This window comes from Streptomyces yokosukanensis, from assembly GCF_001514035.1.
In the GTDB taxonomy this organism is placed as follows: Bacteria; Actinomycetota; Actinomycetes; order Streptomycetales; family Streptomycetaceae; genus Streptomyces; species Streptomyces yokosukanensis.
This window is the reverse complement of record NZ_KQ948222.1, coordinates 150,631-177,185: the sequence shown is the minus strand read 5'-3', so window position 1 is coordinate 177,185 and position 26,555 is coordinate 150,631. Positions and strand designations below refer to the sequence as shown.

Sequence of the window (26,555 nt, the reverse complement as noted above, 5' to 3'; positions counted from 1 at the left end):
TGTCCGTCGTCGTCTCCCCCGGTAACCTCACACCCATGGCCTCACGTCCCTCCGCAGCCAAGAAGCAGCCGGCGAAGAAGGCGGCCGCTCCCGCGAAGGCTCCGGCGAAGAAGGCCGCAGCGAAGAAGGCGGCGGCCAAGAAGGCGCCCGCCAGGAAGGCTCCGGCCAAGAAGGCGCCGCCGAAGCCGGCACCCAGCCCGACCGGGGGCGTGTACCGGCTTGCGCGCGCCCTCTGGCTCGGTCTCGCGCACGCCGTCGGCGCCGTCTTCCGTGGCATAGGGCAGGGCGCGAAGAACCTCGACCCGGCCCACCGCAAGGACGGCATCGCACTGCTGCTGTTCGGCATCGCGCTGATCGTCGCCGCCGGTACCTGGGCCGACCTGAGGGGTCCCGTCGGCGACCTGGTGGAGATCCTCGTCACCGGCGCCTTCGGCCGGCTCGACCTGCTGGTCCCGATACTGCTCGCGGTGATCGCCGTACGGTTCATCCGGCACCCGGAGAAGCCGGAGGCCAACGGCCGGATCGTGATCGGCCTGTCCGCGCTCGTCATCGGCGTGCTCGGCCAGGTCCACATCGCCTGCGGCTCGCCCGCGCGCAGCGACGGCATGCAGGCGATAAGGGACGCCGGCGGCCTCATCGGCTGGGCGGCGGCCACCCCGCTGAACTACGCCATGACCGAGGTCCTCGCCGTACCCCTGCTCGTGCTGCTGACGATCTTCGGGCTGCTCGTGGTGACCGCGACCCCGGTCAACGCCATCCCGCAGCGACTGCGCGCGCTCGGCGTGCGCCTGGGCGTGCTGCACGACCACGAGGCGCAGGAGTACGCCGAGGACGACGCGCGCTACGACGATCAGTGGCGCGAGGCGCTGCCCGCGCGCCCCCGCAAGCGCTCGTCCGCCCCCCGGGCGTACGACCCCGACGGCGCCGAGGAGGAGGCCCTCTCGCAGCGCCGCGGCCGTCCCAGGCGCTCCGCGGTGCCCCAGCCGGATCCGCAGCGCCCCATGGACGCCGTGGACGTCGCGGCGGCCGCCGCGGCGGCGCTGGACGGGGCGGTGCTGCACGGCATGCCGCCGTCCCCGCTGGTCGCCGATCTCACCCAGGGCGTCAGTGTCGGCGACCGTGAGGAGACCACTCCGGTACCGACCCCCGCGCCGGCTCCCGCGCCGGTGCCTGTGCCGGCCGCGCGCCCCAAGCAGGAGAAGCTCCAGGCCGGGATGGTCCCCGACCTGACCAAGAAGGCCCCCGAGGAGCCGCGCGACCTGCCCCCGCGCGCGGAGCAGCTCCAGCTCTCCGGGGACGTCACTTACGCACTGCCGTCGCTGGACCTCCTCACGCGCGGCGGTCCCGGCAAGGCGCGCAGCGAGGCCAACGACGCGGTCGTCGCCTCGCTCACCCAGGTCTTCACGGAGTTCAAGGTCGACGCCGCCGTCACCGGCTTCACCCGCGGCCCGACGGTCACCCGCTACGAGGTCGAACTGGGCCCCGCCGTGAAGGTCGAGCGGATCACCGCGCTGACCAAGAACATCGCGTACGCCGTCGCCAGCCCGGACGTGCGGATCATCAGCCCCATCCCCGGCAAGTCCGCGGTCGGCATCGAGATCCCCAACACCGACCGGGAGATGGTCAACCTCGGCGACGTGCTGCGGCTCGCGGAGTCCGCCGAGGACGACGATCCGATGCTGGTCGCCTTCGGCAAGGACGTCGAGGGCGGATACGTGATGCACTCGCTGGCGAAGATGCCGCACATGCTGGTCGCCGGTGCGACCGGCTCCGGCAAGTCGTCCTGCATCAACTGCCTGATCACCTCGGTCATGATCCGGGCGACCCCGGAGGACGTCCGGATGATCCTGGTCGACCCCAAGCGCGTCGAGCTGACCGCGTACGAGGGCATCCCGCATCTGATCACGCCGATCATCACCAACCCCAAGCGGGCCGCCGAGGCCCTGCAGTGGGTCGTCCGCGAGATGGACCTGCGCTACGACGACCTCGCGGCCTACGGCTACCGGCACATCGACGACTTCAACCAGGCCGTCCGCGACGGCAAGGTCAAGCCGCCGGAGGGCAGCGAGCGGGAACTGCATCCCTACCCGTATCTGCTGGTGATCGTCGACGAGCTGGCCGACCTGATGATGGTCGCCCCCCGCGATGTCGAGGACTCGATCGTGCGCATCACGCAGCTCGCGCGCGCGGCCGGCATCCACCTGGTCCTCGCCACCCAGCGCCCCTCGGTCGACGTGGTCACCGGTCTGATCAAGGCCAACGTCCCCTCCCGGCTGGCCTTCGCCACCTCCTCGCTCGCCGACTCCCGGGTCATCCTCGACCAGCCCGGCGCCGAGAAGCTGATCGGCAAGGGCGACGGCCTGTTCCTGCCGATGGGCGCGAACAAGCCCACCCGTATGCAGGGCGCGTTCGTCACGGAGGCCGAGGTCGCGGCCGTCGTACAGCACTGCAAGGATCAGATGACGCCGGTCTTCCGGGACGACGTCACGGTCGGCACCAAGCAGAAGAAGGAGATCGACGAGGACATCGGCGACGACCTCGACCTGCTGTGCCAGGCGGCCGAGCTGGTCGTCTCCACCCAGTTCGGGTCGACCTCCATGCTGCAGCGCAAGCTGCGCGTCGGCTTCGCCAAGGCGGGGCGGCTCATGGACCTCATGGAGTCCCGCAACATCGTGGGTCCGAGCGAGGGCTCCAAGGCGCGTGACGTGCTGGTGAAGCCCGACGAGCTGGACGGCGTGCTGGCCGTGATGCGCGGGGAGTCCGAGGTGTAGGGCGAAGGGCCGTCCGGCCGATGCCGGTTACGCCGGGTGGCGTCATCGTCGTGATCCACCCGTTAGAGATCGGCGGGCAACCGTTTCCCTTTCTTGTACGTCAAGTTGAGCGAGAGGACAGGCAGACATCTCATGCTGGGGTACCTCCTGTCCAGCCCTCAGGACGTCCGGCCGTTCGGATGGCGTACAAAGTCCCACCGCCCGGTTGCCCCACCCTTTCGCACCACCCCTAGACTGAGCTTCCAGCACAGGTGGCTACACGCTCGAAAGGCGCCCCCGTGTCCATCGGTAACTCCCCTGAAGACGAGCGTCCGTTCCGAGACGAGTCCCAGGAAGCCCGTGTCCCCGTGGGCCGCGCCCTGCAGCAGGCGCGGATCGCGGCCGGGCTCACCGTGGACGACGTCAGCAGTGCCACTCGTGTCCGCATCGCCATCGTGCACGCCATCGAAGCGGACGACTTCAGCCCGTGCGGCGGCGATGTGTACGCGCGCGGGCACATCCGAACGCTGGCCAAGGCCGTCAACCTCGATCCCGCACCCCTGATCGCCCAGTACGACGCCGAGCACGGCGGTCGGCCCGCCCCCACCCCGGCGGCCCCCATGTTCGAGGCCGAGCGGATCAGGCCCGAGCGCCGCGGGCCGAACTGGACCGCGGCCATGGTCGCCGCCATCGTCGTCGTGATCGGTTTCGTCGGCTTCACCGTGGTGAAGGGCGGCGGCTCCGGAAACGACGCGAAGTCGCAGGTGGCCGAGGGCAGCACGCCCGCCGCGAGCAAGTCCGCCTCGGCCACGCCGAAGAAGGACAAGCCCGCCCCGCCGAGCAGCGAGCCCTCCGACAGCGCCATCGCCGCCGCGCCCCAGGACAAGGTGACCGTGCAGGTCAGCGCACCGAACGGGCGCAGCTGGATCTCGGCCAAGGACCACAACGGCCGGATGCTCTTCGACGGGCTGCTGAAGAAGGGCGAGTCCAAGACCTTCCAGGACACCTCCAAGATCAACCTGATCCTCGGCGACGCCGGCGCGATCGAGCTGTACGTCAACGGCAAGAAGATCGACGACAACTTCCAGCCGGGCGCCGTGGAGCGCCTCACCTACACCAAGGGCGACCCGGTCGCGGGCTGACCGGTCCCTGCGGAAGCCCTTGTGCGACGGGTGCGGCCAAGATCGGCGGGGCTGGGGGCACTCCCTCTGGGGGAGTGTGTGCCCAGCCCCCGCCACGACCGAGGCATGGTCCGTCGGGGCCGCCCTGACCCCGTCGACGTGGGCTGTCGGTGAGACGAAGTACTCTAGAGCCCATGCCTGAACGCCGTACCGTCGCACTCGTCACTCTCGGCTGCGCCCGTAACGAGGTGGACTCGGAGGAGCTCGCAGGCCGCTTGGAGGCGGACGGCTGGCAGCTCGTCGAGGACGCCGCGGACGCCGATGTCGCCGTGGTGAACACGTGTGGCTTCGTGGAAGCCGCGAAGAAGGACTCCGTCGACGCCCTCCTCGAGGCCAATGACCTCAAGGACCATGGGAGAACCCAGGCCGTCGTGGCGGTGGGCTGCATGGCCGAGCGGTACGGCAAGGAGCTGGCCGAAGCGCTGCCCGAGGCCGACGGCGTGCTGGGCTTCGACGACTACGCGGACATCTCCGACCGCCTGCAGACCATCCTGTCCGGCGGCATCCACGCCTCGCACACCCCGCGCGATCGCCGCAAGCTGCTCCCGGTCAGCCCGGCAGAGCGACAGGAGTCGGCCGTCTCCGTCGCGCTGCCCGGGCACGGCCCGGCCGACCTCCCGGAGGGCGTGGCGCCCGCCTCGGGCCCGCGCGCGCCGCTGCGCCGCCGACTGGACGGCACCCCGGTCGCCTCGGTCAAGCTGGCCTCCGGCTGCGACCGCCGCTGCTCCTTCTGCGCCATCCCCTCCTTCCGCGGCTCCTTCATCTCGCGCCGCCCCAGCGACGTGCTGAACGAGACGCGGTGGCTGGCCGAACAGGGTGTGAAGGAGATCATGCTGGTCTCCGAGAACAACACCTCCTACGGCAAGGACCTGGGCGACATCCGCCTGCTGGAGTCCCTGCTGCCGGAGCTGGCCGAGGTCGACGGCCTCGAGCGGGTGCGGGTGAGCTACCTCCAGCCGGCCGAGATGCGACCCGGCCTGATCGACGTGCTGACCTCCACCCCGAAGGTCGCCCCGTACTTCGACCTGTCCTTCCAGCACTCCGCGCCCGACGTGCTGCGCGCCATGCGCCGCTTCGGCGACACCGACCGCTTCCTGGAGCTGCTCGACACCATCCGCTCCAAGGCCCCCGAGGCGGGCGTGCGCTCCAACTTCATCGTCGGCTTCCCCGGCGAGAGCGAGGCGGACCTGGCCGAGCTGGAGCGCTTCCTGAACGGCGCCCGCCTGGACGCCATCGGTGTCTTCGGCTACTCCGACGAGGAGGGCACGGAGGCCGCCACCTACGGCGACAAGCTCGACGAGGACCTCGTCGCCGAGCGTCTGGCACGCGTGTCCCGGCTGGCCGAGGACCTCGTCTCGCAGCGCGCCGAGGAGCGCCTCGGCGAAACCGTGCGCGTGCTCGTGGAGTCCGTCGACGAGGAAGAGGGCGTCTACGGCCGTGCCGCGCACCAGGCGCCGGAGACGGACGGCCAGGTGCTGCTCACGAGCGGCGCGGGACTCGGCGTCGGACGTATGGTCGAGGCGAAGGTGGTCGGTACGGAAGGTGTCGACCTGGTGGCCGAGCCGCTGACCGGCTCGCTCGCGTGTAGTGAGGAGGCGGGCAGATGACCGGAGTCCCGGCATCCGCCGCGGGCGGCTCCTCCGGCGCGCACGGCGCCCGGAGTCCCGCCGACGGCGCCCGGTCCGAGGTCTCCGGTTCTGCTCCCGCTACTGGCTCCGACGCCACGGCCGACGCGAAGGCGGTGCGCGGCGGGAAGATCGCGGCCGCGGCCGTCAACCAGGCGAGCGTCTGGAACGTAGCCAATCTGCTGACCATGCTCCGGCTGGTCCTGGTGCCCGGCTTCGTGGCGCTGATGCTGGCGAACGGCGGCTACGACCCGGCCTGGCGCTCGCTGGCCTGGGCGGCCTTCGCCATCGCCATGATCACCGATCTGTTCGACGGGCATCTGGCGCGCACCTACAACCTGGTCACGGACTTCGGGAAGATCGCCGACCCCATCGCCGACAAGGCGATCATGGGGGCGGCGCTCATCTGTCTGTCGGGCCTGGGCGATCTGCCCTGGTGGGTGACGGTCGTGATCCTCGGCCGGGAACTCGGCATCACACTGCTGCGGTTTCTGGTCATTCGCTACGGCGTGATCCCGGCCAGCCGTGGCGGCAAGCTCAAGACCCTCACCCAGGGCGTGGCGGTCGGGATGTACGTCCTGGCGCTGACGGGGTGGCTGGCCACTTTGAGGTTCTGGGTGATGGCCGCGGCGGTCGTGCTCACCGTCGTCACAGGCCTGGACTACGTAAGACAAGCCATTGTGCTGCGCCGGCGGGGAATCGCCGAGCGCGCGGCGGCGTTGGAGGGGAAGGAATCGTGAGCTCACAGGCCACCGAACTGGTGCGACTACTGACGGTGAGGGGCGAGAGCCTCGCCGTCGCCGAGTCGCTCACCGGTGGTCTGGTGGCGGCGGAGATCACCTCGGTCCCCGGAGCGTCCAAGGTGTTCCGGGGTTCGGTCACCGCCTACGCCACCGAGCTGAAGCACGAGCTGCTGGGCGTCGACGCCATGCTGCTGGCACAGCGAGGTGCGGTGGATCCGCAGGTCGCGGCCCAGATGGCAGCCGGCGTACGGAAGGCGCTGGGCGCCGACTGGGGCATCGCGACCACCGGAGTCGCCGGTCCCGAGCCGCAGGACGGCCGGCCCGTGGGGACGGTTTTCGTGGCCGTCGACGGCCCGCTCACGGACCGCCCCGGTTCCGCCGGTGGCGGAAAAGTGGAGGCCCTGAGGTTGAACGGCAGCCGTGCGGAAATTCGTATGGAGAGTGTACGGAGCGTACTCGCAAGTCTCCTGGCGCAGCTTGCGGGCGAACAGACCGGGAATGAGCGGGCACAGGATACGGAACGGAACGGGGGGTTTTGATGTTTGCAGCCCTGAGTGAACACGACATCGCTCCCCGCACGGCCGCGGCGCGAGGCGGTACGGTGGGGCGAGAAGGATGCGGCTACGCGGTCCGAGGAGGGAGCCACCGATGATTCTGCTCCGTCGCCTGCTGGGTGACGTGCTGCGTCGGCAGCGCCAACGCCAGGGCCGTACTCTGCGCGAAGTCTCCTCGTCCGCCCGAGTCTCACTCGGCTATCTCTCCGAGGTGGAGCGGGGGCAGAAGGAGGCTTCCTCCGAGCTGCTCTCCGCCATCTGCGACGCGCTGGACGTACGGATGTCGGAACTGATGCGAGAAGTGAGCGACGAGTTGGCGCTCGCCGAACTGGCCCAGTCCGCCGCGGCCACCGAGCCCGTACCCACGCCGGTCCGTCCGATGCTGGGATCGGTGTCGGTGGCCGGTGTGCCACCGGAACGGGTGACCATCAAGGCGCCCGCCGAGGCAGTGGACGTGGTCGCCGCGTGACGTACGCGTACGCGGCCCAGTAACCCGAATACGACTGAAGCCCCGACCGGCTGCTCCAGGGAGACCTGGAGGCAGTCGGACGGGGCTTGTCCGCATGCGCTCCCGTTTGCCCGGTTCGGGTGGTGCGGTCATGGTGGAGGAATGTGACGGCGCCGAACCACCGGAGGAACCGGATGTACGTCGTGAAGAGCCCGTTGGCCGACGCCGACCTGAAGACCGTGGCCGAGGCGCTGCAGGGTGCCCTGGTGGACCTGGTGGACCTCTCACTGGTCGCCAAGCAGATCCACTGGAATGTCGTCGGACCCCGCTTCCGCTCCATCCATCTCCAGCTCGACGAGGTCGTCGCCTCCGCGCGCATCCACTCCGACACCGTGGCCGAGCGGGCCTCGGCCCTGGGAGTCCCGCCCGACGGGCGCGCCACCACGGTGGCCACCGCCAGCGGCATCAAGGCCACTCCGGCGGGCTGGATCAAGGACACGGACGCCGTCGGGACCATGGTGGACGCGCTCGGTGCCGTGATCATTCGGATGCGGGAGCGGGTGGAGGCCACAGGGGAGCCGGATCCGGTGTCCCAGGACATCTTCATCTCGATCACGGCGGATCTGGAGAAGCATCACTGGATGTTCCAGGCGGAGAACGCGTAGGCGATGCGGCCGGGGTCGGTGCCCTGTGGCGGTCGGTCGCCCTGTGCCGTGCGTGCCGTCCGGGAGCTGGGCCGCAGGGCCCCCGCTGGTCGGCCCTCGGCTCATGCCTTCCATCTCCCTGGAGGAGGCACCCCCGGGCGGGTTGTCGTGGTGCTGCATCTGTGAGCCCTCGGTGCGCCTTCCGCGCCGGGCGGGCGGCGGTCTAGCGTCCCGCAGGAGGTGATGGCGGGCATGGTGGCGCGGATACTGCGCGGGGCGGTCGGGCTGGGGCTCGGAGCCGTGTGGTGGTGGGCTGTGCTGCGGATCACCCTCGGGCACGGTGCGGGCGTCGTGGAGGGCGCGGTCGCGGTCGGCGGGTGGGGGCTGAGCCTGCTGCCGGTGCACTGTGTGCCCAAGGGGCGGGCGGCCGGGGCGTTGCCGAGGGGGCGCTGGGTGGCCGCCTGGCGGGCGGGGGACGCTACCAGGGCATCGCCACACCCCCGTTCGGGCGAAGTATCTGACCTGTGGTGAACGCCGACGCGTCCGAGGCCAGATAGAGCACCGCGTGAGCGACGTCGTCCGGCTCGCCGACCCGGCCCAGGGGCGCCATCCGGGACATCATGCCCTCGGTGTGCGCCTGCGCCTGCTGATCGTGGCGCTCGGTCATCGGGGTGCGGATCCAGCCCGGCGCGATCGAGTTGACCCGGATGCCGTGCCGGCCCACCTCGTTGGCCAGCGTCTTGGTCAGCTGGACCACGGCCGCCTTGGCCGCGCCGTAGCAGAGCAGCCCGGGGCCGCCGGTGTCGACCGCGCCGGACGCCATGGTGACGATGCTGCCCCGGACGTCCCGGGCCAGCATCAGCCGGGCCGCCTCCTGGCAGGCGTACAGCACGCCCTTGAAGTTGACGTTCAGTACGCGGTCGAGGTCCTCGTCGCGGGTCTCCAGCACGGGGCTGCTGTGCATGATCCCGGCGATCGCCGCCATCACGTCCAGGCGCTCGCAGGAGCGGATCGCCTCGGCCAGCGCCGCCCGGTCGGTGACGTCCAGGACATGGGTACGGGCCGTGCCGCCCCGTTTCTCGATCAGCTCCGCCGTGCCGTGCAGGCCGTCCGCGTCCCGGTCGGCGCAATGCACGCGCGCGCCCGCCTCGGCGAGCAGAACGGCGGAGGCGCGGCCGATGCCGGCGGCGGCTCCGGTGACGAATGCGGTGCGTCCGGTGAGGTCGTACGCCGTGAGGGGCATGAGCCGACGGTACGAGCGTTTCTGACGGGTCGTCAATTAGTGGGAAACGGTAAAGGGATTGGGGGCCCGGGGTTGGGGGGGTGACTTTGACGGCAGTGGTTCGTGCCCGGACGGGCTCGGGCGGCGGCGGCCGGGCGGGCACAGGGCGTGCCGTGGGGTGCCGGAGCGGTGTCAGGCCGTACGGCGGGGGTGGCGGTCACGCCGGTTCCGCGGTGTGTCGGGGGAGGGCGCGGGACCCGTCTGGCAGGTGGGGCACCAGTAGGTGGGGCGGTCCTGGGAGCCGTCGCCCTGGTCGGCCAGGCGGACGGAGGTGTGGCACCGCAGGCAGGGGCGGGGTGCGCGGCCGTAGACGAACAGGTCGTGCCGGTGCAGGCCCGTGGTCTGGCGGACCGGGCGGTCGCGGTTCGCCTCCAGGAGCCTCTTGGCGAGGACGGGCAGCTGCTCGGCGCGGTCCGCGGGCAGCGCGCCGGCCGGCAGCCACGGGGTGACACCGAGCAGAAAGCACAGCTCGCTCTTGTAGATGTTGCCGATACCGGCCAGATTGCGCTGGTCGAGCAGGGCCTCGCCGAGCGGACGGGCGGGGTCGGCGAGGACATTGGCGAGGGCACGCGCGGGGTCCCAGTCCGGGCCGAGCAGGTCGGGACCCAGATGGCCGACGACCCGCTCCTCCTCGCTCGTGCGCAGCAGCTCCAGGACCTGGAGGCGATAGCCCACGGCCGTGCGGTCGGTGGTGGCGAGGACCGCGCGGATCTGGTGCGCCGGGCCGCCGCGCCAGCGCTCGCCCGTCCCGTACACCTTCCACGCGCCCTCCATCCGCAGATGGGTGTGGAGGGTCAGGCCGCCCTCGAACCGGGTGAGCAGGTGCTTGCCGCGCGGGACCGTGCCGATCACCCCGCGGCCGCGGAGGTCGACCGTCGCGTACCTCGGCACCCGGAAGTCGCTGCGGGTCAGCGGCTTGCCCGCGAGGGCCTCGTGCAGCCGCTTCGCGGCCTGCCAGACCGTGTCACCTTCGGGCATGCGTCAAGGGTGCCACGGTCGGGTGACGCGGGCGGTCCGCGGCGATCACGCTCTCAGGCGCAGGCCGCGCGGCGTGGCCACGAATCCCGCGGCTTCCAGAACGGTGCCGATCGGTGAGGTCAGAGCCTGGGCGCCGTTGATCCGCTCGACCGTGACCGTACCGAGCGAGCCCGCGCGAGCCGCCGCGGCCAGCGCTTCGGCGGCCGTACGGAGACGGTGATCGTCCGGGGGCGCGGTGTCCGGGGCGGCGGGCCAGGCCAGCAGGGTCTTGCCGCCACGCTCCATGTACAGCGTCAGCTCGCCCTCCACCAGGACGACCAGCGAGCCCGCCTTGCGGCCCGGCTTGTGCCCGGCACCGGTCGGTGGCTCGGGCCAGGCGAGGGCCGCGCCATAGGCGTTGGCGGGGTCGGCCGCGGCGAGGACCACGGCACGGGGGTCGGACGCGGGCGCGCCCGAGCGCCCGCTGCCGTATCCCCGGTGCGCACGTGAGCCGTGGGCGCCGGCTCCGCCCCCTCGGGGGCCGTCGTGGCCGGGGGAGGCGAAGGGGTCGGCGAGGTCGCGGGGGGAGACGTGGTCGCCGGGGGCGGACGGGGAGTCCGTCGGGGGCCAGGTGAAGTCGCCGTCGAGACCGGGATGGGCGAGTCCGCCGTCGTTTCCGTCGAAGGCACCGGGGAGCGCGTGGTCGTGCGGTGTGTTGTCGGGCATGCCGAAGCCGTTCGGGAAGGCCGCGTCGGGGAAGCCGGGCGGGAAGGCCGATTCGGTGGGGCCGGGCGGGAAGCCGAGGGCGGGGAAGCCGTCCGGGCGGGCCGCGGTGGTCAGGTTCTCGCCGCGCTCGCGGGCGTTCGCCACCGCGCGGAGTCGGTCCACGGCGCCGTCCATGGCGAACTGGGCCGCGCCCAGGCCCTCGACCACATAGCCGCGCCGGGCCTGACCGCTGTCCTCGAACGCGGACAGCACGCGGTACACCGCCGAGAAGCCGCCCTCGATCCCCTCCGCGCCGACCGCACCCCGGGTGACCACGCCGTGCCGGTCCAGAAGGGTGCGGGCCAGCGCGTGGGCGCGCACGGTCGCCTCCGGCTCGGCAGCGGGCAGCAGAGACCAGCGGCCGGCGACGGTCGGGGGCCCCGAACGGGAGGCGGTGCGCGCGGCGGCCGTCAGGGAGCCGTAGCGCCCGCGCGGGACGGTGCGCTTGGCGCGGTGGGCCGTGGAGCCCGCCGTACGGCCGGATCCCAGCAGCGAGCGCATCGGGGCGAGGGTGTCGTTGGTGAGCCGGCCCGACCAGGCCAGGTCCCAGAGCGCGTCGGCCAGTTGGGGGTCGGTGGTGTCGGGGTGGGTGGTGGCGCGGACCTGGTCGGCGATCTGACGGAAGAACAGGCCGTAGCCGCCGCGGAGCGCGTCCAGGACGGACTGGTGGAGCGCGGTCGGCTCCAGGGGGTGGGGCGGCGGGAGCAGCAAGGGGGCAGCGTCCGCCAGATACAGGGAGACCCAGCCGTCCTTGCCGGGCAGGGCGCCCGCGCCGGCCCACACCACTTCACCGGCCGAGGTCAGCTCGTCGAGCATCGAGGGCGTGTAGTTCGCCACGCGGGAGGGCAGGACCAGCTTCTCCAGCGCGGAGGCCGGCACCGAGGCGCCCTGCAACTGCTCCACGGCGCGCACCAGTCCGTCGACGCCGCGCAGCCCGTGGCCCTTGCCGATGTGCTGCCACTGCGGCAGGAACTGGGCGAGCGCGGCCGGTGGCACCGGCTCCAGTTCATGGCGCAGGGCCGCCAGGGAGCGGCGGCGCAGACGGCGCAGCACGGCCGCGTCGCACCACTCCTGGCCGATGCCCGCCGGGTGGAACTCGCCCTGGACGACCCGGCCGCTCGCGGCGAGCCGCTGCAGGGCGCCCTCGGTGACGGCCACGCCGAGGCCGAAGCGGGCCGCCGCCGTGGCCGACGTGAACGGGCCGTGGGTGCGGGCGTGACGGGCGAGGAGATCGCCCAGAGGGTCCTTCACCGGCTCGGTGAAAGCCTCGGGCACACCGACCGGCAGTGCCGTGCCGAGCGCGTCGCGCAGCCGGCCCGCGTCCTCGATCGCCGCCCAGTGGTCCGCTCCGGCGATCCGCACCTTGATGGCCCGGCGCGCGCCCGCCAGCTCACGCGCCCACTGCGGGTCCGCGCCCCGCGCGACCAACTCGGCGTCGGTCAAGGGGCCGAGCAGCCGGAGCACATCGGCGGCACCCTCCACGTCCTTGACCCGGCGGTCCTCGGCGAGCCACTGCAGCTCGCGCTCCAGCTCGGTCAGCACCTCGGCGTCGAGCAGCTCGCGCAGCTCCGCCTGGCCGAGCAGCTCGGCCAGCAGACGCGAGTCCAAGGACAGCGCGGCGGCCCGGCGTTCGGCGAGCGGGGAGTCGCCCTCGTACAGGAACTGGGCGACGTACCCGAACAGCAGGGAGCGGGCGAACGGGGACGGCTCCGGGGTGGTGACCTCGACCAGGCGCACCTTGCGGGACTCGATGTCGCCCATCAGCTCGACGAGCCCGGGGACGTCGAAGACGTCCTGGAGGCATTCTCGGATCGCCTCCAGGACGATCGGGAACGAGCCGAACTCACTCGCCACCTGCAGCAGTTGGGCCGCCCGCTGGCGCTGCTGCCACAGGGGGGTGCGCTTGCCGGGATTGCGGCGCGGCAGCAGCAGCGCGCGCGCCGCGCACTCGCGGAAGCGGGAGGCGAACAGGGCGGAGCCCCCGACCTGGTCGGTGACGATCTGGTCGACCTCGCCCTTGTCGAAGGCGACGTCCGCCGCGCCGACCGGCGCCTGCTCGGCGTCGTACTCCGTGCCGGCCTTCGTCGGCGCCTGGTCGAGCAGGTCCAGGCCCATCAGGTCGGCGTCGGGCAGGCGCAGCACGATGCCGTCGTCGGCGTGCATGACCTGCGCGTCCATGCCGTACCGCTCGGACAGCCGGGCGCCGAGCGCGAGAGCCCAGGGGGCGTGGACCTGGGCGCCGAAGGGGGAATGGACGACGACCCGCCAGTCGCCCAGCTCGTCGCGGAAGCGCTCCACGACGATCGTGCGGTCGTCCGGGACGTGGCCGCAGGCCTCGCGCTGCTCGTCCAGGTACGACAGCACATTGTCCGCCGCCCAGGCGTCCAGGCCCGCCGCCAGCAGCCTCAGCCGGGCGTCGTCCTTGGGCTGCGAGCCGACCTCGCGCAGGAACGCGCCCACCGCGCGGCCCAGTTCGAGCGGGCGGCCCAGCTGGTCGCCCTTCCAGAACGGCAGCCTGCCCGGCACGCCGGGGGCGGGGGAGACCAGGACCCGGTCGCGGGTGATGTCCTCGATGCGCCAGGAACTCGTGCCCAGCGTGAAGACGTCGCCGACCCGGGATTCGTAGACCATCTCCTCGTCCAGCTCGCCGACCCGGCCTCCCGCCCGTCGCCCACCACTGCCCTCGGCGGGGGAACCGGCGAGAAAGACCCCGAACAGGCCCCGGTCGGGGATCGTGCCGCCGGAGGTGACGGCGAGGCGCTGGGCGCCAGGGCGTCCGGTGATCTCGCCGGTCACGCGGTCCCACACCACGCGCGGACGCAGCTCCGCGAACGCGTCCGACGGATAGCGGCCCGCGAGCATGTCGAGGACCGCCGTGAACGCCGAGTCGGGCAGCGAAGCGAAGGGGGCCGCCCGTCGGACCATGGCGAGCAGGTCGTCGAACTGCCAGGTGTCCAGCGCCGTCATGGCGACCAGCTGCTGCGCGAGGACGTCCAGCGGGTTCGCCGGGACTTTCAGGGACTCGATCGAGCCCGTGCGCATCCGTTCGGTGACCACGGCCGCCTGCACGAGGTCGCCGCGGTACTTGGGGAAGACGACACCGGTGGAGATCGCGCCCACCTGATGTCCGGCGCGGCCGACGCGCTGGAGCCCGGAGGCGACCGAGGGCGGGGACTCGACCTGGACGACCAGGTCGACGGCGCCCATGTCGATACCCAGCTCCAGACTGGACGTGGCGACCACCGCGGGCAGCCGGCCCGCCTTCAGGTCCTCCTCGACCAGGGCACGCTGCTCCTTGGAGACCGAGCCGTGGTGCGCGCGGGCGATCACCGGGGGCGCGCCCTGGGCCGCGCCCGAGCCGCCCATCAGCTGGGCCGGGGAGTGATGCTCCTCCAGGGTCTCGCCCGTCGCCCGCTCGTACGCGATCTCGTTGAGCCGGTTGCACAGGCGCTCGGCCAGGCGCCGGGAGTTGGCGAACACGATCGTGGAGCGGTGGGACTGGACCAGGTCGGCGATCCGCTCCTCCACAGGCGGCCAGATCGACGGCCGCTCCGCGCCCCCGCCCGCGTCCGCCGCCGGGGCGCCCGCCAGCTCGCCCATGTCCTCGACCGGGACGACCACGGACAGGTCGAACTCCTTGCCGGACTCCGGCTGGACGATCTCCACCTTGCGGCGCGGCGAGAGATACCGGGCGATCTCGTCCACCGGGCGGACGGTGGCCGAAAGGCCGATCCGGCGGGCCGGCTTGGGCAGCAGCTCGTCCAACCGCTCGAGGGAGAGCGCGAGATGGGCGCCGCGCTTGGTGCCCGCGACCGCGTGCACCTCGTCCAGGATCACCGTCTCCACGCCAGCCAGAGCGTCGCGCGTGGCCGAGGTCAGCATCAGGAACAGCGACTCGGGGGTGGTGATCAGGATGTCCGGCGGGCGCGTGGACAGCGCGCGCCGCTCCGCCGCGGGGGTGTCGCCGGAGCGGATGCCGACCTTGACCTCGGGCTCGGGCAGGCCCAGGCGCACGGACTCCTGGCGGATGCCGGTCAGCGGGCTGCGCAGGTTGCGCTCGACGTCGACGGCGAGGGCCTTCAGCGGCGACACGTACAGAACCCGGCAGCGCTTCTTCGGGTCGGCCGGGTGCGGGGTCGAGGCGAGCTGGTCCAGGGCGGCGAGGAACGCGGCCAGCGTCTTGCCCGAGCCGGTCGGGGCCACGACCAGCACGTCCGAGCCCGCACCGATGGCCTGCCACGCGCCGGCCTGGGCCGCGGTGGGCGCGGAGAACGCCCCCGTGAACCAGCCGCGGGTCGCGGGTGAGAAGCCGTCGAGGGCTCGGAGTGCGGAGCTGACCATGCGTCCATCCTGCACCCGGCCACTGACAATCGCGCTGACCTGGGGAAACGCCGTGCGCGGGAAACCGGCGGGAAGCTGGCGGGAACCAGCGGGAGGTCGGCGGAAGTCGGCGGAAGTCGGCGGGGGGTCGGTCGCGGGCGGTGGGGCGGAGAATGGGCGCATGGCGGGCACGACTGGGTGGGGCGAGGAACGGACGGGCGGGGAGACGGGCAGGCAACGGCCGGTGGAGCGTGCGCGGCACTGGCGGTACGACGAGCTGCCCGGCGTGGACCTGCTGCGGGCCCGGTACGTCCGAAAGACCTTCGTCCGGCACACCCACGAGCATTTCGTGATCGCGGCGATAGCCGACGGCGTCGAGATCTTCCACCACCACGGCTCCGACGTGTCCGCGGGCGCGGGAGCCCTCGCCCTCGTCAACCCGGACACCGCCCACACCGGCCGCGCCGGTGTCCCCGAGGGCTGGCGGTACGGCGCGGTCTACCCCTCGCCCGAGGTGGTCGCCGAGATCGCGGCCGAGACCACCAGCATCCGGGGCACCCCGGGCTTCGTCGGCCCCGTCCTCGACGACCCCCGCACCGTCCGGCTGGTCCACCAGGTGCTGCGCGCCGCCGAGGAGGGCAACGCGCTGGCCGCCGACACCCTGCTCCGTGTCGCCGTCACCAGGCTGCTGCGGCTGAACGGGGGCCCGCTGCCACAGCGGCGGATCCGCACGGCGGGCGCCGGCATCGCGGCACGCGCGCGGGCGGTGCTCGACGAGCGGATGGCCGAGCCGCCGACCCTGGAACGGCTGGCCGGCGACCTCGGGACCAGCCCGTTCGCGCTGCTGCGCGCGTTCCGTGACACCTACGGCATGCCACCGCACACCTGGCTGACCGACGCCCGCGTGCGCCGGGCGCGGCTCCTGCTGGACGCGGGTCGGCCCCCTGCCGAGGCGGCCGTGGCCGTCGGCTTTACCGACCAGCCCCATCTGAACCGGCACTTCGCCCGGATCGTCGGCGTGCCTCCGGGCGCCTACCAGCGCGAGCACAGGACGGACCGCCGGCGCCGGCGCAAGAACGTACAAGACCCGGACTGACACACACCCGTACCGTCCGGGACGTGGCACAGCAGACAGCTCTCGCGGACATGACGGCCGGCGACGCGGACAAGCCCGACCGGGCCGTCGTACGCGACGCCCTCGGAGTCGGGATCGCCGTGGGCCTTTCCGGCTTCGCCTTCGGGGTGACCTCGGCCGGCAGCGGGCTCGGACTGCTCCAGACCTGCGTGCTCAGCCTGCTGGTCTTCACCGGCGCCTCCCAGTTCGCCCTGGTCGGAGCGCTCGCCGCCGGGGGCAGTCCGTTCACGGCGGCCGCCGGAGCCTTCTTCCTCGGCGTGCGCAACGCGTTCTACGGGCTGCGGCTGTCGCAACTGCTCGCCCTTCCGCGCGCCCTACGGCCGCTCGCCGCCCAGTGGGTGATCGACGAGACCACGGCGGTCACCCTGGCGCAGCCGACCCGGCGTGCCCGGCGGATCGGCTTCACCGTCACCGGGCTCACGCTGTACACGCTCTGGAACCTGACCACGCTGCTCGGCGTGCTCGGAGCCAAGGCCATCGGCGACACGCGCGCGTGGGGTCTGGACGCGGCCGGACCCGCCGTGTTCCTCGCCCTGCTCATGCCGATGCTGAAGACGGCCGCCGAGCGCGCGGTCGCCGGCCTGGCGGTCCTGCTGGGCCTCGGCCTGCTGCCCGTGCTGCCGGCCGGCGTCCCGGTCCTGGCGGCGGCCCTCGCGGCGCCGGTCGTCCTGGCCGCCCAGGACCGCCGCGCCCGTGTGCGGCGGGGCCGTCCGGGCGCACGCGCCGCGGCGGACCGGGGCGCGCCGCGCGAGCCCCGCGCCGGGTCGGGACCGACGGCACCCGAGACGCCAGAGCCCGAGACGCCAGAGGAGGACCAGTGAACACCTGGATAGCGATCGGCTTGACCGTCCTCGGTTGCTACGCCGTCAAGCTCGCCGGTCTGCTCGTGCCCGCGGGCGTCCTGGAGCGCGCGTTCGTGCGGCGGCTCGCGACCCTGCTGCCCGTCGCCCTCCTCGCCGCGCTCACGGCCCAGCAGACGTTCGCCGACGGGCACGCGCTCGTCCTGGACGCGCGGGTCGCAGGGCTCGGCGCGGCCGCCGTGGCGCTGGCGCTGCGCGCGCCGTTCCTGCTGGTCGTCGCGGCGGCCGTGGTGGTGACGGCGGGCGTACGCGCTGTCGGAGGGTGACGCGCGAGCGCGCCCGCGGCTCAGCCCACGAACCGGCCGTACGCTCGCAGTGTGCGCAGTGCCTCGATCGTCACCACAGGGCGTGACTCCAGCGCGGGGGCCGCGGCCCAGGGGCGCCGCCGGAGCGGCCAGCCGCCGTCGTCCTGCTGCTCGGCGGCCAGGTGGTCCAGGGAGCGTGCCATCTCGTCGTCCGTGAACCACGCGCGCGCGAGTGACTCCGGACTCCTGGCGAAGTCGTGCGGGAAGTGGTGCTCGCCCGGGGCGTAACCGCAGGCGATGGGATACGCGTCGAGCCGGTGCGGGTCCAGGGCCGCGAGCCGCTGCTCGCGGACCAGGCGGCCGAGCCGGTCCGCGGCGGCCTGCGCGCGTGGGCGGTCGGGGGCGGAGTCCAGAAAGGCCACGGCAGCCTCCACCTCGTACGGGTGGGACTTGTCCAGCGACTCCACGGCCTGCCAGCAGAAGTCGGTGGCCCGGAACAGCCAGGCGTGCCACACCTCGTTGCGGTGCAGCAGCCCGACCACCGGTCCGGTGGCGAGCAGCTCGCTGGGAGGGTCGTCGACGACCGGGACGAACGGTGCCGTCGGGTACCCGCGCTGGCTGGGACGGACCATCGGCAGGGCGCCGTCCGCGGTGGAGACCGACGTCAGATAGCGGCACACCCGCTCGACCCGTTGCCCGCCGCAGCGCCCGACGGCGTCCAGGACGCGCAGCGCGTACGCGGTGTGCAGCGGCTGGCTCACGGGGCCGCGCAGATCGGGCTCCAGCCCGTGCCCGTAGCCGCCGTCCTCGTTGCGGTAGGCGTCCAGTGCCGCTTCCACCGCGTCCAGGGTGCCGTTCAGGAAGTGGTGAGCGAAGAGGCGCTGCTCCAGCACGCGCGCGGTGAGCCACACGAACTGCTCGGCGCGGAAGAGCGGGGACCGCGCCGGGTGCGTGGTGGGGAGTGGGGAAGCTCCTGTTTCGGACATGGGTCAGACCGTAGGGCGGAAAGCGGTCTCGGCAAGGGCTCCCGGCCGGGGCCCACCCCCAGGGGCGGGATACCGGTGTCATGCGGTTGACGGTTTTCTGGAGCGGAAGACCCGCCGACCTGCGGAGACTTCGTCAATGAGGGCTATGACCTGCACTGTTGTGCGGAATCGCAAGCCCTCCCCGCCGTCAAGCCCTCAATCAGCGCTGAAGGGCCCACCAACTGGAATCAGTACACGGCATCACCCATGGATGCCATGCGGAAGGCGGGTGTGGGACTCGCTGCAGCGGCTCTCCTGGGCACAGGTTTTACGAGCGGGCGCGGCGGCTCAGTGCTTGTCGCGCCCGGGTCCGTAGGTTTCTGCTTCCGCCTCCGCAGGGTTTTCCCAGGCGCGTCATGAATACACCACAGGAATTGATAAACCCACTTCCGGTCGAGTCGCTTTGTTCCTTGAATGCTCTCATTCCGTGACTGAGAGCCTTCCGGTGAACAGTCTCCTTGCATGAGAGGAATGCGCATCATGAATCTCCGCGGACAAAACATGCGTCGGCGGCCCGATCGGAGCAGGCGTGCGGTCGTCCGGGGCACCGCCGTCGCAGCTCTCATGGCCGGCCTGGCCGGCTGCGCTGTAAGCGCCGCGCCAGCCGCGTCTGCCGCCTGCAATCCGGGCTTCGGAGGGTACCTGGGACGTTGCGAGACGACGGCCCAACAGCAGCAGAGGGAACAGCAGGAGGCTCAGGAGTTCGCCCAGAATCACGCTCGTACCTGCGAGGGGCTCGCCAGCATGGCCAACGGTGCCACTGACGCTGACACGTTCTTCGGCAGCGCCATCGCCCAGGAGGTGGGCGACTGCCCGGAAAGCTTCCGGGCGCAACTCGGGGGATAAAGGCACCGCAGGGTGTTTCACCCAGTGTGAGCGAATGAACGATGAGAGGCACGGTCATTCCGTGACGAAAGCACAAACGCCTCCTCGTGCTCAGGCGGGTACGAGGAAGCGGTTTTCATTCAAGGGGCATTCCAGACTCCATCCCGTATTTGTCGGCGTACGACGAACTCGATGGGCTTTCAGGGGAGGCGCCGGTGTGCTGGCGGTCATCCGTGTGATGACCTGCGTGCGTTCGCGATGGAACTCGCCTTGCGGCTCCGGGACTGCCACGGCATCCGACCCTGAACCCGGCCTGGGGACAGCGCGTTTACGATGGGGCGCATGGCGTCTGTGTTCAGACACGAGCAAGGCGAGCGCACGCTGGAAGCGCCCGCAGTGCCGGCTGAGGCTGCGCGCGCACTCGATTCTGCCTCTGCCTCCTGGGTGCGGGACCTGTCGTCGACAGGAGCGGCCTACGAGCAGGCTTGTGCCCGGCTGCACGGCGATCTGCTGCGGATCGCGAGGCGAGAACTGGCGAGGCGGCGATCCCGGTACGACTTCGACGGCCCCGAGGTCGACGACCTCGCTCATCAGGCCGCCGCGGACGCCCTCCTCGCCATCACCAAGAAGGCCGGCGTTTTCCGGGGGGGAGAGCCGGTTCACCACCTGGGCCTACAAGTTCGTCGTCCTCGAAGTCTCGGCGAAGGTCGGCCGCCACTTCTGGCGCACGCAGCGGGTGGAACTCGACGGGGGGGACTGGGATCGTCTGCCCGACCGGCTGGGCGCCGATCCCGTGGACGTGTCCGAGGCGCGCGCCCTGGCCGCCGCCGTGCGCTCGGCGGCGGACGAGGTGCTGACGCGTCATCAGCGCAGAGTCTTCGTGTCTCTCGTGCTCGACGCCGTACCACTGGACGCGCTGGTCCTGGAGCTCGGAAGCAGCCGCAACGCCGTCTACAAGACGATGTTCGATGCCCGGTGCAGACTGCGGGACCATCTCGTGGCTCAGGGCTATGTGGACGCGATCCCCGGGAGGCGGTCATGACGAAGCCGGACCGGCTCGCCGTGCAGGCGTCGTTGGAGCGGTTCCTGAACACGGATCCGAGGGACGTGGGATGCGACGAGGCCCTGCGCCTGCTCCACGTGTACGCGGACCTCAAGGCAGCGGGAGGCGATCCCGAGCGGCACTGGCCAGGTGTCTCGGCGCACCTGCTCTCCTGCGGTCCCTGTGACGAGGACTACCACGGGCTGCTCGCCGCCGTCATGGGGACCTGAGCCGGGCATCGGAGCGCCGCGTATGCCTGTGCGAGGCTTTCGACGGGATGCGATTCCCGGACGTTTCCCCGGTGCGGTGGGAACGGTGAGCCCCCACCGCACCGAAGTCTGCGGTGTTGCCGTCAGGAGGCGGCGATTCCCTCGCCGCCGACGGCGTCCGGGACGACGACCGAACCCACGTGGGTCAGCGAGCCGTCACCGTTGACACGGTACTCGTCGACGCCGCCCGCCCTGCCGGTCTGTACGTACAGGAAGCGACCGTCGGAGGAGACGTCGGCGTCCACTGTTCCGGGGCCGGTCGTGGTGGTGCCGATCGAGTGCAACGTGCCGTCCCTGCTCACGTGCAGGCCGGACAGGGTGCCACTGCCCGCGTTGGAGGCGTAGACGTGCGCGCCGTCGCGGACGATCCAGCACGTTGCCACCTGCCCGGTTGCCACCTGCGCGACCTTGGTGAGCTTGAGGTCCCCGCGGATCGTGAACGTGGCGACCGAGTTGGTTCCCGCTTCGGTCACCACCAGACGCCCGTGGGCGTCGAAGGTGAAACCGAAGGGAACCGCGCCGGGGGTGGCGGTGACCACGGGGCTCGCCGCGATGCCGTTCCGGCTCACCGCGAACACGTCTATGGTGTTGGCGCCGGCCTTCGTGGTCACCACCAGCGCGCGGCCGTTCGGATTGAAGGCGAGCTGCCCGGGTGTGTGCGTGAACTGGGGCGTGGCGGCCGGGTCCAGGCCGAGGGAGCGGTGCCACGAGGGCACCTTCACCAGTGAGCCGTGTACGTTGCGGAACCCCTGCACCGAGCCGCCGCCCAAGGCGTTGAGTACATAGACCAGGTCACCGTGCACGGCCACGCTGACCGGGAAGTCGCCTCCCGACGACACGATCTGACGTCGGACCGGCTTGTCCCCGTCGACCGAGAAGACCGTAACGGTGTCGCTGCCGGCGTTCACGGCGTACAGCAGGCCGTGTGTCCGGTCGTACGTCAGCGATCCTTGCGAGGCGAGGTGGTCGACCGCCGAGCCGTCGAGGACGCCGCCCGACCCGCCGGTCGGGTACACGCCGCTCCGGTGCAGCTGTCCGTCCGCGGTACGCCTGTAAGCCACCACGGCGTTGCCGTTCACCCCGTCGGTCTGGACGAACACGGCAGCTTGAGTACCGCCAGGCTGCGCTGACGCCGGGGCATGGGTACCGCCGGAGCGCGCTGACGCCGGGCCGGCGCTCAGTGTGAGAGACGCCGCGGCGGCCACGATCACGGCGGCCAGCGACGCGGCCTTCGACTTCTTGCCCATCGTCATTTCTCTTGCGCTCCTGTCGACTTGGCGGCATGGGCCGCCGGCGGCGATGCAAGACCCGGTTCGGTCTCACACTGGATCTGCGTCGCCGCCGTCGCCGTCCTTTCCTCGCCCGGCCGTCACGAAAGATCTCTGTAAGAACTTGCCGGCCTCTGCTCCGGCCGCGGTCCTCGTCAGTGAACGTCGGCTCCTCGACGAAGGGCTTGAAGACAAGAGCCGGACGGGCCAACACGCGACAGTTGAATGTGCGAGCCAACCAGCGCTCAGGTCGCCCGAGTGATCGTCTCCCTCGCCCGCCGGCCCGGTCACGCCGACGCTGGCTCTACCCTGCGTACATACACGCACCTCATGCCCGACGCAGGCACGCGACGTCGCGCCGCCATGGATGCTTGGTTCAGTGGGGAGGGGGACTTCCTGAAAACCCCCTGACGGTCGGGCGGGGGCGTGAGAGGCGGTAAACATGCAGGTCATGGCGGGTACGGAGCGGAATTCATGCGGTTGACGATCTTCTGGCAGCGGATGGCGGAGTACTTCGGTCCCGGGTACGCCGACACCTTCGCGAACGATCACGTCATGTCGGAGCTGGGCGGGCGCACCGTGAACGAGGCGCTGGACGCGGGCTGGGACGCGAAGGACGTGTGGCGTGTGGTCTGCACGGTCATGGACGTGCCGGGCGAGCGGCGCTGAAGCGCCCGGACATCGACACGTCGCTCGATATGTGCCGAATGTCGCTTTAGGGGTCGGTCCTACGGCACTGATCGGTCACGAAGATCGCAGGTGGGCGCCGGTTGTCGGTGGCGTCGGCGACACTTGGCGCGTGGCACCCACCGACGACGACAACGCGCCGCTGACCCGGCCTGCGGCAGCTACCGACACGACACCGTCCGACCGGCCCCCGGCCTCCGGCAGCGTCGCGCCGGGCGGCCGCATGCCGCGCTGGCTGCCACGCGCCATGGTGCTCGCGCTTGCGCTGATCGCCGCGTTCCAGCTCGGCAGCTGGGCCTTCCACCAGCTGACCGGGCTCTTGATCAACATATTGATCGCGTTCTTCCTGGCTCTCGCGATAGAGCCCGCGGTGAGCCGGATGGCCGCCCGCGGCATGCGCCGGGGCCTCGCGACCTTCCTGGTCTTCCTGGCATTGACGATCGCCGTCGCCGGGTTCATCACCTTGCTCGGCTCCATGCTGGCCGGCCAGATCATCAAGATGGTCGAGGGCTTCCCGGAGTACCTCGACTCGCTCATCCGCTGGATCAACGACTCCTTCCACACGGACCTCCGGCGCGTGGACGTCCAGGAGGGCCTGCTCCACTCCGACTGGCTGCGCAAGTACGCGCAGAACAGCGCCGCCGGTGTCCTCGACGTCTCCGCGCAGGTGCTCGGCGGTTTGTTCCAGCTGCTGACGGTCGGGCTGTTCTCGTTCTACTTCGCCGCCGACGGTCCCCGGCTGCGCCGCGCCCTGTGCTCCGTCCTGCCGCCCGCACGCCAGGCCGAGGTGCTGCGTGCCTGGGAGATCGCCGTCGACAAGACGGGCGGCTATCTCTACTCGCGCGGCCTGATGGCGCTGATCTCCGGCATCGCCCACTACATCCTGCTCCAAGCCCTGGGCGTGCCGTACGCGCCGGTGCTCGGCGTCTGGGTGGGTCTGGTCTCGCAGTTCATCCCGACCATCGGCACGTACCTCGCGGGCGCGCTGCCGATGCTGATCGCCTTCACCGTCGATCCCTGGTACGCGGTGTGGGTGCTGGTCTTCGTCGTGGTCTACCAGCAAATCGAAAGGCTGCTAAACATGCCCTCACCTGCGGAAACGTACCGTGAGCTAGCTGCCCGGGTCCTCAAGCTGAGTGCGGAGGAGCGTAGTCATCTTCTCCACCAGCTAGGGGACGGACCGCGACAAAGCGACACCCCGAGACCTCGTACAAGTACCCCCCTCCCCGTGCCCAGGACGGCTATGCCTGTGCGTGTCGTCCGAACCGCATGAGCGCGTCCTAAGAGACGAGACGGACAAATGGAAGCCCCCTTGTCCCGACCTGAAGGGGGGCAAGGGGGCTTGTGCACCTACTTCACGAGCTGATGTACCCGGGCCGGCGGTCAGACTGCGCCGAACTCTCCGGCGGCCTTGATGCCTGCCACGAAGGATGAGAACGCGTCGGCGGGGAACTCCAGAACCGGACCGCTAGGGGCCTTGGAGTCACGGACAGGGACCACGTCGCGCGCGGCGACGAGGTTTGCGGCGACCTGGATGCACTGGCCGCCGTTGTTGCTGTACGAGGACGTGAACCACTGCGGGGATTCGGTCGTCACGGGGTGCCCTTTCGCAACTGGTTGATCATGGCCACAGACTGCGCCTGCGAGCAGGCTTCGGCCTGTAGTTGATGGTAGGCCGTCAGAATGGGCAGTACGAACCTGCTATCCCGTTCGAGATGGCCTCGTTGAGCAGATTCGGCGTACGACATGAGCGAGCGGTCTGTCATCGTGAGAACGGTGACCGGCAGGTCAAACGGCCGGCGCGTGCCCATATCGAACGGAGCGACCTGGAGCACACTGTTCGGCAGCTCGGCGAACTCGATCAGCCGCGCCAACTGGGCTTCCATGACGGTGGGTTCACCGATGGGGCGACGGATGCAGCTCTCGTCCAGCATGACGAAAACCAGCGGCGGGGGCGTGCGGACAAGCGCTGCTTGCCGTTCCGCGACAAGTGTCACCCGCTCGTGCGCCTGCTCGGCGGTGATCGCTCCCCGCTTGACGGCGCCGTCCGCCAAGGTCGTTGCGTACTCCAGTGTCTGAAGCAGACCAGGGATGACACCCACTTCATACAGCCGGATCTCTGTCGCACGCCTCTCGTGGTCAACGAACTGCGGGAACCCTTCCAGCAGGCTGCCGTGATTGATCTCGCGGTACTCGCGCTCGAACGCGTCCGCCGTGCCCTCGATGCCGAAGGCGCGGTCAGCGCTACGCGAGAAGCGGAGGGTTGGAGGTTTCCGACTATTTTCGACGGCTGAAATATGCACGCTGGAATATTCCGTGCGTTCGGCGAGGTCCTCCTGAGTCCAGCCGCGAGCCTCTCGCAGACTGCGTAAGCGCGCTCCATAGGCCGCTTCGGGAGAGGCGTCCGGGTTCAACTCGTTCTTGTTCACGGTTCGTTCGCCAACCTTCCATCCAGTTCCGACACGTTGAACGCTTCCCAGGTGTGGGCCACGCTGAACCTCCCAGTAGTCGTAGCACTACGGAGAGGATCAGCCGTGTCCGGTAGGCGCTATCTCGCGGAACCGCACGAATCCTCAGCGCCCCAGCCCCCGGCGGACGACGTGGCGGAGTTGGAAGCACTCATAGCCGCTGGCGGGTTCTGGCGTCTGGCCCCGGACTGGGTACCGCGCGGTGGGTACAGCATGCCGACCCTCGCCGTGCTGAGGGTCGCTGAGAACGGGCTTACGAGGTGGTTGAGCGATGAGCAGTAGCACGCCGGCCCTCCGCGTACCGGAGCTTGAGCCTGTACCCGTGGAGGGCTGCTCGCTCTGCGCTGCCGCCGCACGACAGCGGGAAGCAGCTCATCGGCTCGGCTGCGTGGTGAGCGCCCGCAGCGCCAACGAGGCGATCCGACAGCATCCGCACCGCCGAGCAGCGGACGTGAGGGAAGGAGCGGCGTGAACGCCGACCTCCCCGATCACGGTGAGCCCGCGATCCGGTCGGCGCTGAACTGGCCACCTTGCAAGTGCGGCCATCCGAAGTGCCCCGACGCTCCCCCGAAGTACCAGCGGGGTGACGACCGGTCCGACAGCCCCGCCATGCAACGGCTACGGCCCCTTGTGCAGCGGGCGAACCGGCGTGAGCGCTGAGGGCTGGTGGAGGCGCTACGGCGGGCGGTTCGACCCGGTGTCCGGTGTGATCGCGTTCCCGCGCGGCACGCTCCCTCCATGCCGTGTCCCCGAGTGCAAGCGATGCAGAGAAAGGAGAGCGATGAAATGTGACAGGACGCTGGACGTGCCGCACGGTATGCGGGCGGCAGCGCTGGAGTTCGCGAGCGAACTGCCTTACGGAGATGACCCGTTGCCGGATGACGTGACGTGCGAAATCGACAGGCACGAATACGGCGAACACGCTGCGCAGCTCCGGGACTTGGGCAAAGGGTCCGCTGTGTGGATCACGTGGGGGAAAAGTGGCGACGTCGCCCACGACATCAAGGTGCAGTGCCTTGCCATCTGCAATTCGGCAAGCCCGTCAGAGGAAAACCACTGCTGGCTTCCCGAAGCGCATCGGGGCGGCCACTCCTGGGGGCGGTACGAGTGACCGACATCGAATGCAGCGCGGAAGGCCCCAAGCTGGATGACAGCAGCTGGGAGTACTTCAAAGCCCGGTACCCCGCCAAGGTGGAGGATCTGAGGGCGCCACGATTGGGACCGGTTGACCCCGAGCGGTGCCCCGTGTGCGGAGGCTTGCGACGGGCGCTCAAGGAGTCGCTGGAGACCAAGAACGCCACAGCGGGAAAGGCGGTCTTGTACGCCATGCGTGACCACATGGTTTACGGCCATCCGAAGGACTCACGGACGCTGGGGCGGGCCGATGGCTGACGCGACGTTGCCTGGAATAACGGTTGGCATGATCGTCTACGACAACCGCCGTGACATGGTCGCGAGGGTC

23 protein-coding genes are annotated in these 26,555 nt (G+C 70.9%); 16 read left to right on the top strand and 7 right to left on the bottom strand.

Annotated elements, in window-relative coordinates; translation table 11 throughout:
• The first annotated feature begins 35 nt into the window (after nucleotides 1-35).
• The 7 genes from AQI95_RS34500 to AQI95_RS34470 all read left to right on the top strand — a co-directional run bounded on the left by AQI95_RS34500 (nucleotide 36) and on the right by AQI95_RS34470 (nucleotide 7,966).
• Nucleotides 36-2,771 (top strand): DNA translocase FtsK, encoded by a 2,736-nt coding sequence (locus AQI95_RS34500; protein ID WP_208614333.1) that lies wholly within the window; start codon nucleotides 36-38, stop codon nucleotides 2,769-2,771.
• A 278-nt stretch (nucleotides 2,772-3,049) separates the two neighbouring features.
• Complete coding sequence (locus AQI95_RS34495; protein WP_067133287.1) at nucleotides 3,050-3,892, top strand: helix-turn-helix domain-containing protein; 843 nt, start codon at nucleotides 3,050-3,052, stop codon at nucleotides 3,890-3,892.
• 173 nt (nucleotides 3,893-4,065) lie between these two features.
• Entirely contained in the window at nucleotides 4,066-5,538 is a 1,473-nt protein-coding gene (rimO, locus tag AQI95_RS34490; protein ID WP_067133285.1) for a 30S ribosomal protein S12 methylthiotransferase RimO, read from the top strand.
• Entirely contained in the window at nucleotides 5,535-6,296 is a 762-nt protein-coding gene (gene pgsA, locus AQI95_RS34485; RefSeq protein WP_067133282.1) for a CDP-diacylglycerol--glycerol-3-phosphate 3-phosphatidyltransferase, read from the top strand. Before rimO ends, pgsA begins: the two co-directional genes overlap by 4 nt.
• Complete coding sequence (locus AQI95_RS34480; RefSeq protein WP_067133280.1) at nucleotides 6,293-6,838, top strand: CinA family protein; 546 nt, start codon at nucleotides 6,293-6,295, stop codon at nucleotides 6,836-6,838. Before pgsA ends, AQI95_RS34480 begins: the two co-directional genes overlap by 4 nt.
• 109 nt (nucleotides 6,839-6,947) lie before the next feature.
• Nucleotides 6,948-7,322: a helix-turn-helix domain-containing protein gene (locus AQI95_RS34475; RefSeq protein ID WP_067133278.1), complete on the top strand. Its 375-nt coding sequence runs from the start codon at nucleotides 6,948-6,950 to the stop codon at nucleotides 7,320-7,322.
• A gap of 173 nt (nucleotides 7,323-7,495) precedes the next feature.
• Entirely contained in the window at nucleotides 7,496-7,966 is a 471-nt protein-coding gene (locus tag AQI95_RS34470; protein WP_067133276.1) for a Dps family protein, read from the top strand.
• Nucleotides 7,967-8,423: 457 nt separating this feature from the next.
• On the opposite strand, the gene AQI95_RS34465 is transcribed toward AQI95_RS34470, so the two are convergent.
• The 3 genes from AQI95_RS34465 to AQI95_RS34455 form a co-directional block, all read right to left on the bottom strand.
• The gene (locus AQI95_RS34465) at nucleotides 8,424-9,188 is read right to left on the bottom strand and encodes an SDR family NAD(P)-dependent oxidoreductase (protein ID WP_067133275.1); all 765 of its coding nucleotides are present in this window, start codon (nucleotides 9,186-9,188) and stop codon (nucleotides 8,424-8,426) included.
• 171 nt (nucleotides 9,189-9,359) lie between these two features.
• A complete protein-coding gene (locus AQI95_RS34460) occupies nucleotides 9,360-10,205 on the bottom strand; it encodes an Fpg/Nei family DNA glycosylase (protein WP_067133273.1) in 846 nt (281 codons plus the stop codon).
• 45 nt (nucleotides 10,206-10,250) lie between these two features.
• On the bottom strand, nucleotides 10,251-15,290 hold the full coding sequence (locus AQI95_RS34455; protein ID WP_067133271.1) for an ATP-dependent helicase: 5,040 nt from the start codon (nucleotides 15,288-15,290) through the stop codon (nucleotides 10,251-10,253).
• Between the two features lie 160 nt (nucleotides 15,291-15,450).
• On the opposite strand from AQI95_RS34455, the gene AQI95_RS34450 reads away from it, so the two are divergent.
• The 3 genes from AQI95_RS34450 to AQI95_RS34440 are packed head-to-tail and all read left to right on the top strand — an operon-like array spanning nucleotide 15,451 to nucleotide 17,530.
• Nucleotides 15,451-16,365, top strand: coding sequence for an AraC family transcriptional regulator (locus tag AQI95_RS34450; protein ID WP_079071705.1), 915 nt, complete (start codon nucleotides 15,451-15,453; stop codon nucleotides 16,363-16,365).
• Nucleotides 16,366-16,415: 50 nt separating this feature from the next.
• Nucleotides 16,416-17,225 carry an AzlC family ABC transporter permease gene (locus AQI95_RS34445; RefSeq protein WP_208614335.1) on the top strand — a complete coding sequence of 270 codons (810 nt, stop codon included), beginning with the start codon at nucleotides 16,416-16,418 and terminating at the stop codon, nucleotides 17,223-17,225.
• The gene (locus AQI95_RS34440; RefSeq protein WP_067133265.1) at nucleotides 17,222-17,530 is read left to right on the top strand and encodes an AzlD domain-containing protein; all 309 of its coding nucleotides are present in this window, start codon (nucleotides 17,222-17,224) and stop codon (nucleotides 17,528-17,530) included. Before AQI95_RS34445 ends, AQI95_RS34440 begins: the two co-directional genes overlap by 4 nt.
• A gap of 20 nt (nucleotides 17,531-17,550) precedes the next feature.
• Here AQI95_RS34440 and AQI95_RS34435 read toward each other — a convergent pair whose 3' ends face one another.
• Nucleotides 17,551-18,495 (bottom strand): prenyltransferase/squalene oxidase repeat-containing protein, encoded by a 945-nt coding sequence (locus tag AQI95_RS34435; protein ID WP_079071703.1) that lies wholly within the window; start codon nucleotides 18,493-18,495, stop codon nucleotides 17,551-17,553.
• 1,600 nt (nucleotides 18,496-20,095) lie between these two features.
• Here AQI95_RS34435 and AQI95_RS49260 point away from each other — a divergent pair.
• Entirely contained in the window at nucleotides 20,096-20,401 is a 306-nt protein-coding gene (locus tag AQI95_RS49260) for a hypothetical protein (RefSeq protein ID WP_244188934.1), read from the top strand.
• Complete coding sequence (locus AQI95_RS34420) at nucleotides 20,398-20,631, top strand: hypothetical protein (RefSeq protein WP_067133257.1); 234 nt, start codon at nucleotides 20,398-20,400, stop codon at nucleotides 20,629-20,631. The genes AQI95_RS49260 and AQI95_RS34420 overlap by 4 nt, the downstream gene beginning before the upstream one ends.
• A gap of 122 nt (nucleotides 20,632-20,753) precedes the next feature.
• Here the strand turns inward: AQI95_RS34420 and AQI95_RS34415 are convergent, their stop codons facing one another.
• Nucleotides 20,754-21,770 (bottom strand): lactonase family protein, encoded by a 1,017-nt coding sequence (locus tag AQI95_RS34415; RefSeq protein ID WP_244188933.1) that lies wholly within the window; start codon nucleotides 21,768-21,770, stop codon nucleotides 20,754-20,756.
• 642 nt (nucleotides 21,771-22,412) lie between these two features.
• On the opposite strand from AQI95_RS34415, the gene AQI95_RS34410 reads away from it, so the two are divergent.
• Nucleotides 22,413-22,607, top strand: a complete 195-nt coding sequence (locus tag AQI95_RS34410; protein WP_067133251.1) for a DUF3046 domain-containing protein — start codon at nucleotides 22,413-22,415, stop codon at nucleotides 22,605-22,607.
• Nucleotides 22,608-22,737: 130 nt separating this feature from the next.
• A complete protein-coding gene (locus tag AQI95_RS34405; protein WP_244188932.1) occupies nucleotides 22,738-23,898 on the top strand; it encodes an AI-2E family transporter in 1,161 nt (386 codons plus the stop codon).
• A 110-nt stretch (nucleotides 23,899-24,008) separates the two neighbouring features.
• Here the strand turns inward: AQI95_RS34405 and AQI95_RS34400 are convergent, their stop codons facing one another.
• Complete coding sequence (locus tag AQI95_RS34400; RefSeq protein ID WP_067133248.1) at nucleotides 24,009-24,221, bottom strand: DUF397 domain-containing protein; 213 nt, start codon at nucleotides 24,219-24,221, stop codon at nucleotides 24,009-24,011.
• Nucleotides 24,218-25,054 carry a helix-turn-helix domain-containing protein gene (locus tag AQI95_RS34395; protein ID WP_067133245.1) on the bottom strand — a complete coding sequence of 279 codons (837 nt, stop codon included), beginning with the start codon at nucleotides 25,052-25,054 and terminating at the stop codon, nucleotides 24,218-24,220. The genes AQI95_RS34400 and AQI95_RS34395 overlap by 4 nt, the downstream gene beginning before the upstream one ends.
• 820 nt (nucleotides 25,055-25,874) lie before the next feature.
• On the opposite strand from AQI95_RS34395, the gene AQI95_RS34385 reads away from it, so the two are divergent.
• A complete protein-coding gene (locus AQI95_RS34385; RefSeq protein WP_067133239.1) occupies nucleotides 25,875-26,204 on the top strand; it encodes a hypothetical protein in 330 nt (109 codons plus the stop codon).
• Complete coding sequence (locus AQI95_RS34380) at nucleotides 26,201-26,485, top strand: hypothetical protein (protein ID WP_067133236.1); 285 nt, start codon at nucleotides 26,201-26,203, stop codon at nucleotides 26,483-26,485. Before AQI95_RS34385 ends, AQI95_RS34380 begins: the two co-directional genes overlap by 4 nt.
• Nucleotides 26,486-26,555 lie beyond the last annotated feature (70 nt).

Excerpts from the sequence above, each read along its gene's own strand:
- AQI95_RS34500 (WP_208614333.1), top strand. The coding sequence starts at position 36 with ATGGCCTCACGTCCCTCCGCAGCCAAGAAGCAGCCGGCGAAGAAGGCG.
- rimO (WP_067133285.1), top strand. The coding sequence starts at position 4,066 with ATGCCTGAACGCCGTACCGTCGCACTCGTCACTCTCGGCTGCGCCCGT.
- pgsA (WP_067133282.1), top strand. The coding sequence starts at position 5,535 with ATGACCGGAGTCCCGGCATCCGCCGCGGGCGGCTCCTCCGGCGCGCAC.
- AQI95_RS34475 (WP_067133278.1), top strand. The coding sequence starts at position 6,948 with ATGATTCTGCTCCGTCGCCTGCTGGGTGACGTGCTGCGTCGGCAGCGC.
- AQI95_RS34470 (WP_067133276.1), top strand. The coding sequence starts at position 7,496 with ATGTACGTCGTGAAGAGCCCGTTGGCCGACGCCGACCTGAAGACCGTG.
- AQI95_RS34465 (WP_067133275.1), bottom strand. The coding sequence starts at position 9,188 with ATGCCCCTCACGGCGTACGACCTCACCGGACGCACCGCATTCGTCACC.
- AQI95_RS34460 (WP_067133273.1), bottom strand. The coding sequence starts at position 10,205 with ATGCCCGAAGGTGACACGGTCTGGCAGGCCGCGAAGCGGCTGCACGAG.
- AQI95_RS34455 (WP_067133271.1), bottom strand. The coding sequence starts at position 15,290 with ATGGTCAGCTCCGCACTCCGAGCCCTCGACGGCTTCTCACCCGCGACC.
- AQI95_RS34450 (WP_079071705.1), top strand. The coding sequence starts at position 15,451 with ATGGCGGGCACGACTGGGTGGGGCGAGGAACGGACGGGCGGGGAGACG.
- AQI95_RS34445 (WP_208614335.1), top strand. The coding sequence starts at position 16,416 with ATGACGGCCGGCGACGCGGACAAGCCCGACCGGGCCGTCGTACGCGAC.
- AQI95_RS34435 (WP_079071703.1), bottom strand. The coding sequence starts at position 18,495 with ATGTCCGAAACAGGAGCTTCCCCACTCCCCACCACGCACCCGGCGCGG.
- AQI95_RS34420 (WP_067133257.1), top strand. The coding sequence starts at position 20,398 with ATGACGAAGCCGGACCGGCTCGCCGTGCAGGCGTCGTTGGAGCGGTTC.
- AQI95_RS34410 (WP_067133251.1), top strand. The coding sequence starts at position 22,413 with ATGCGGTTGACGATCTTCTGGCAGCGGATGGCGGAGTACTTCGGTCCC.
- AQI95_RS34385 (WP_067133239.1), top strand. The coding sequence starts at position 25,875 with ATGAAATGTGACAGGACGCTGGACGTGCCGCACGGTATGCGGGCGGCA.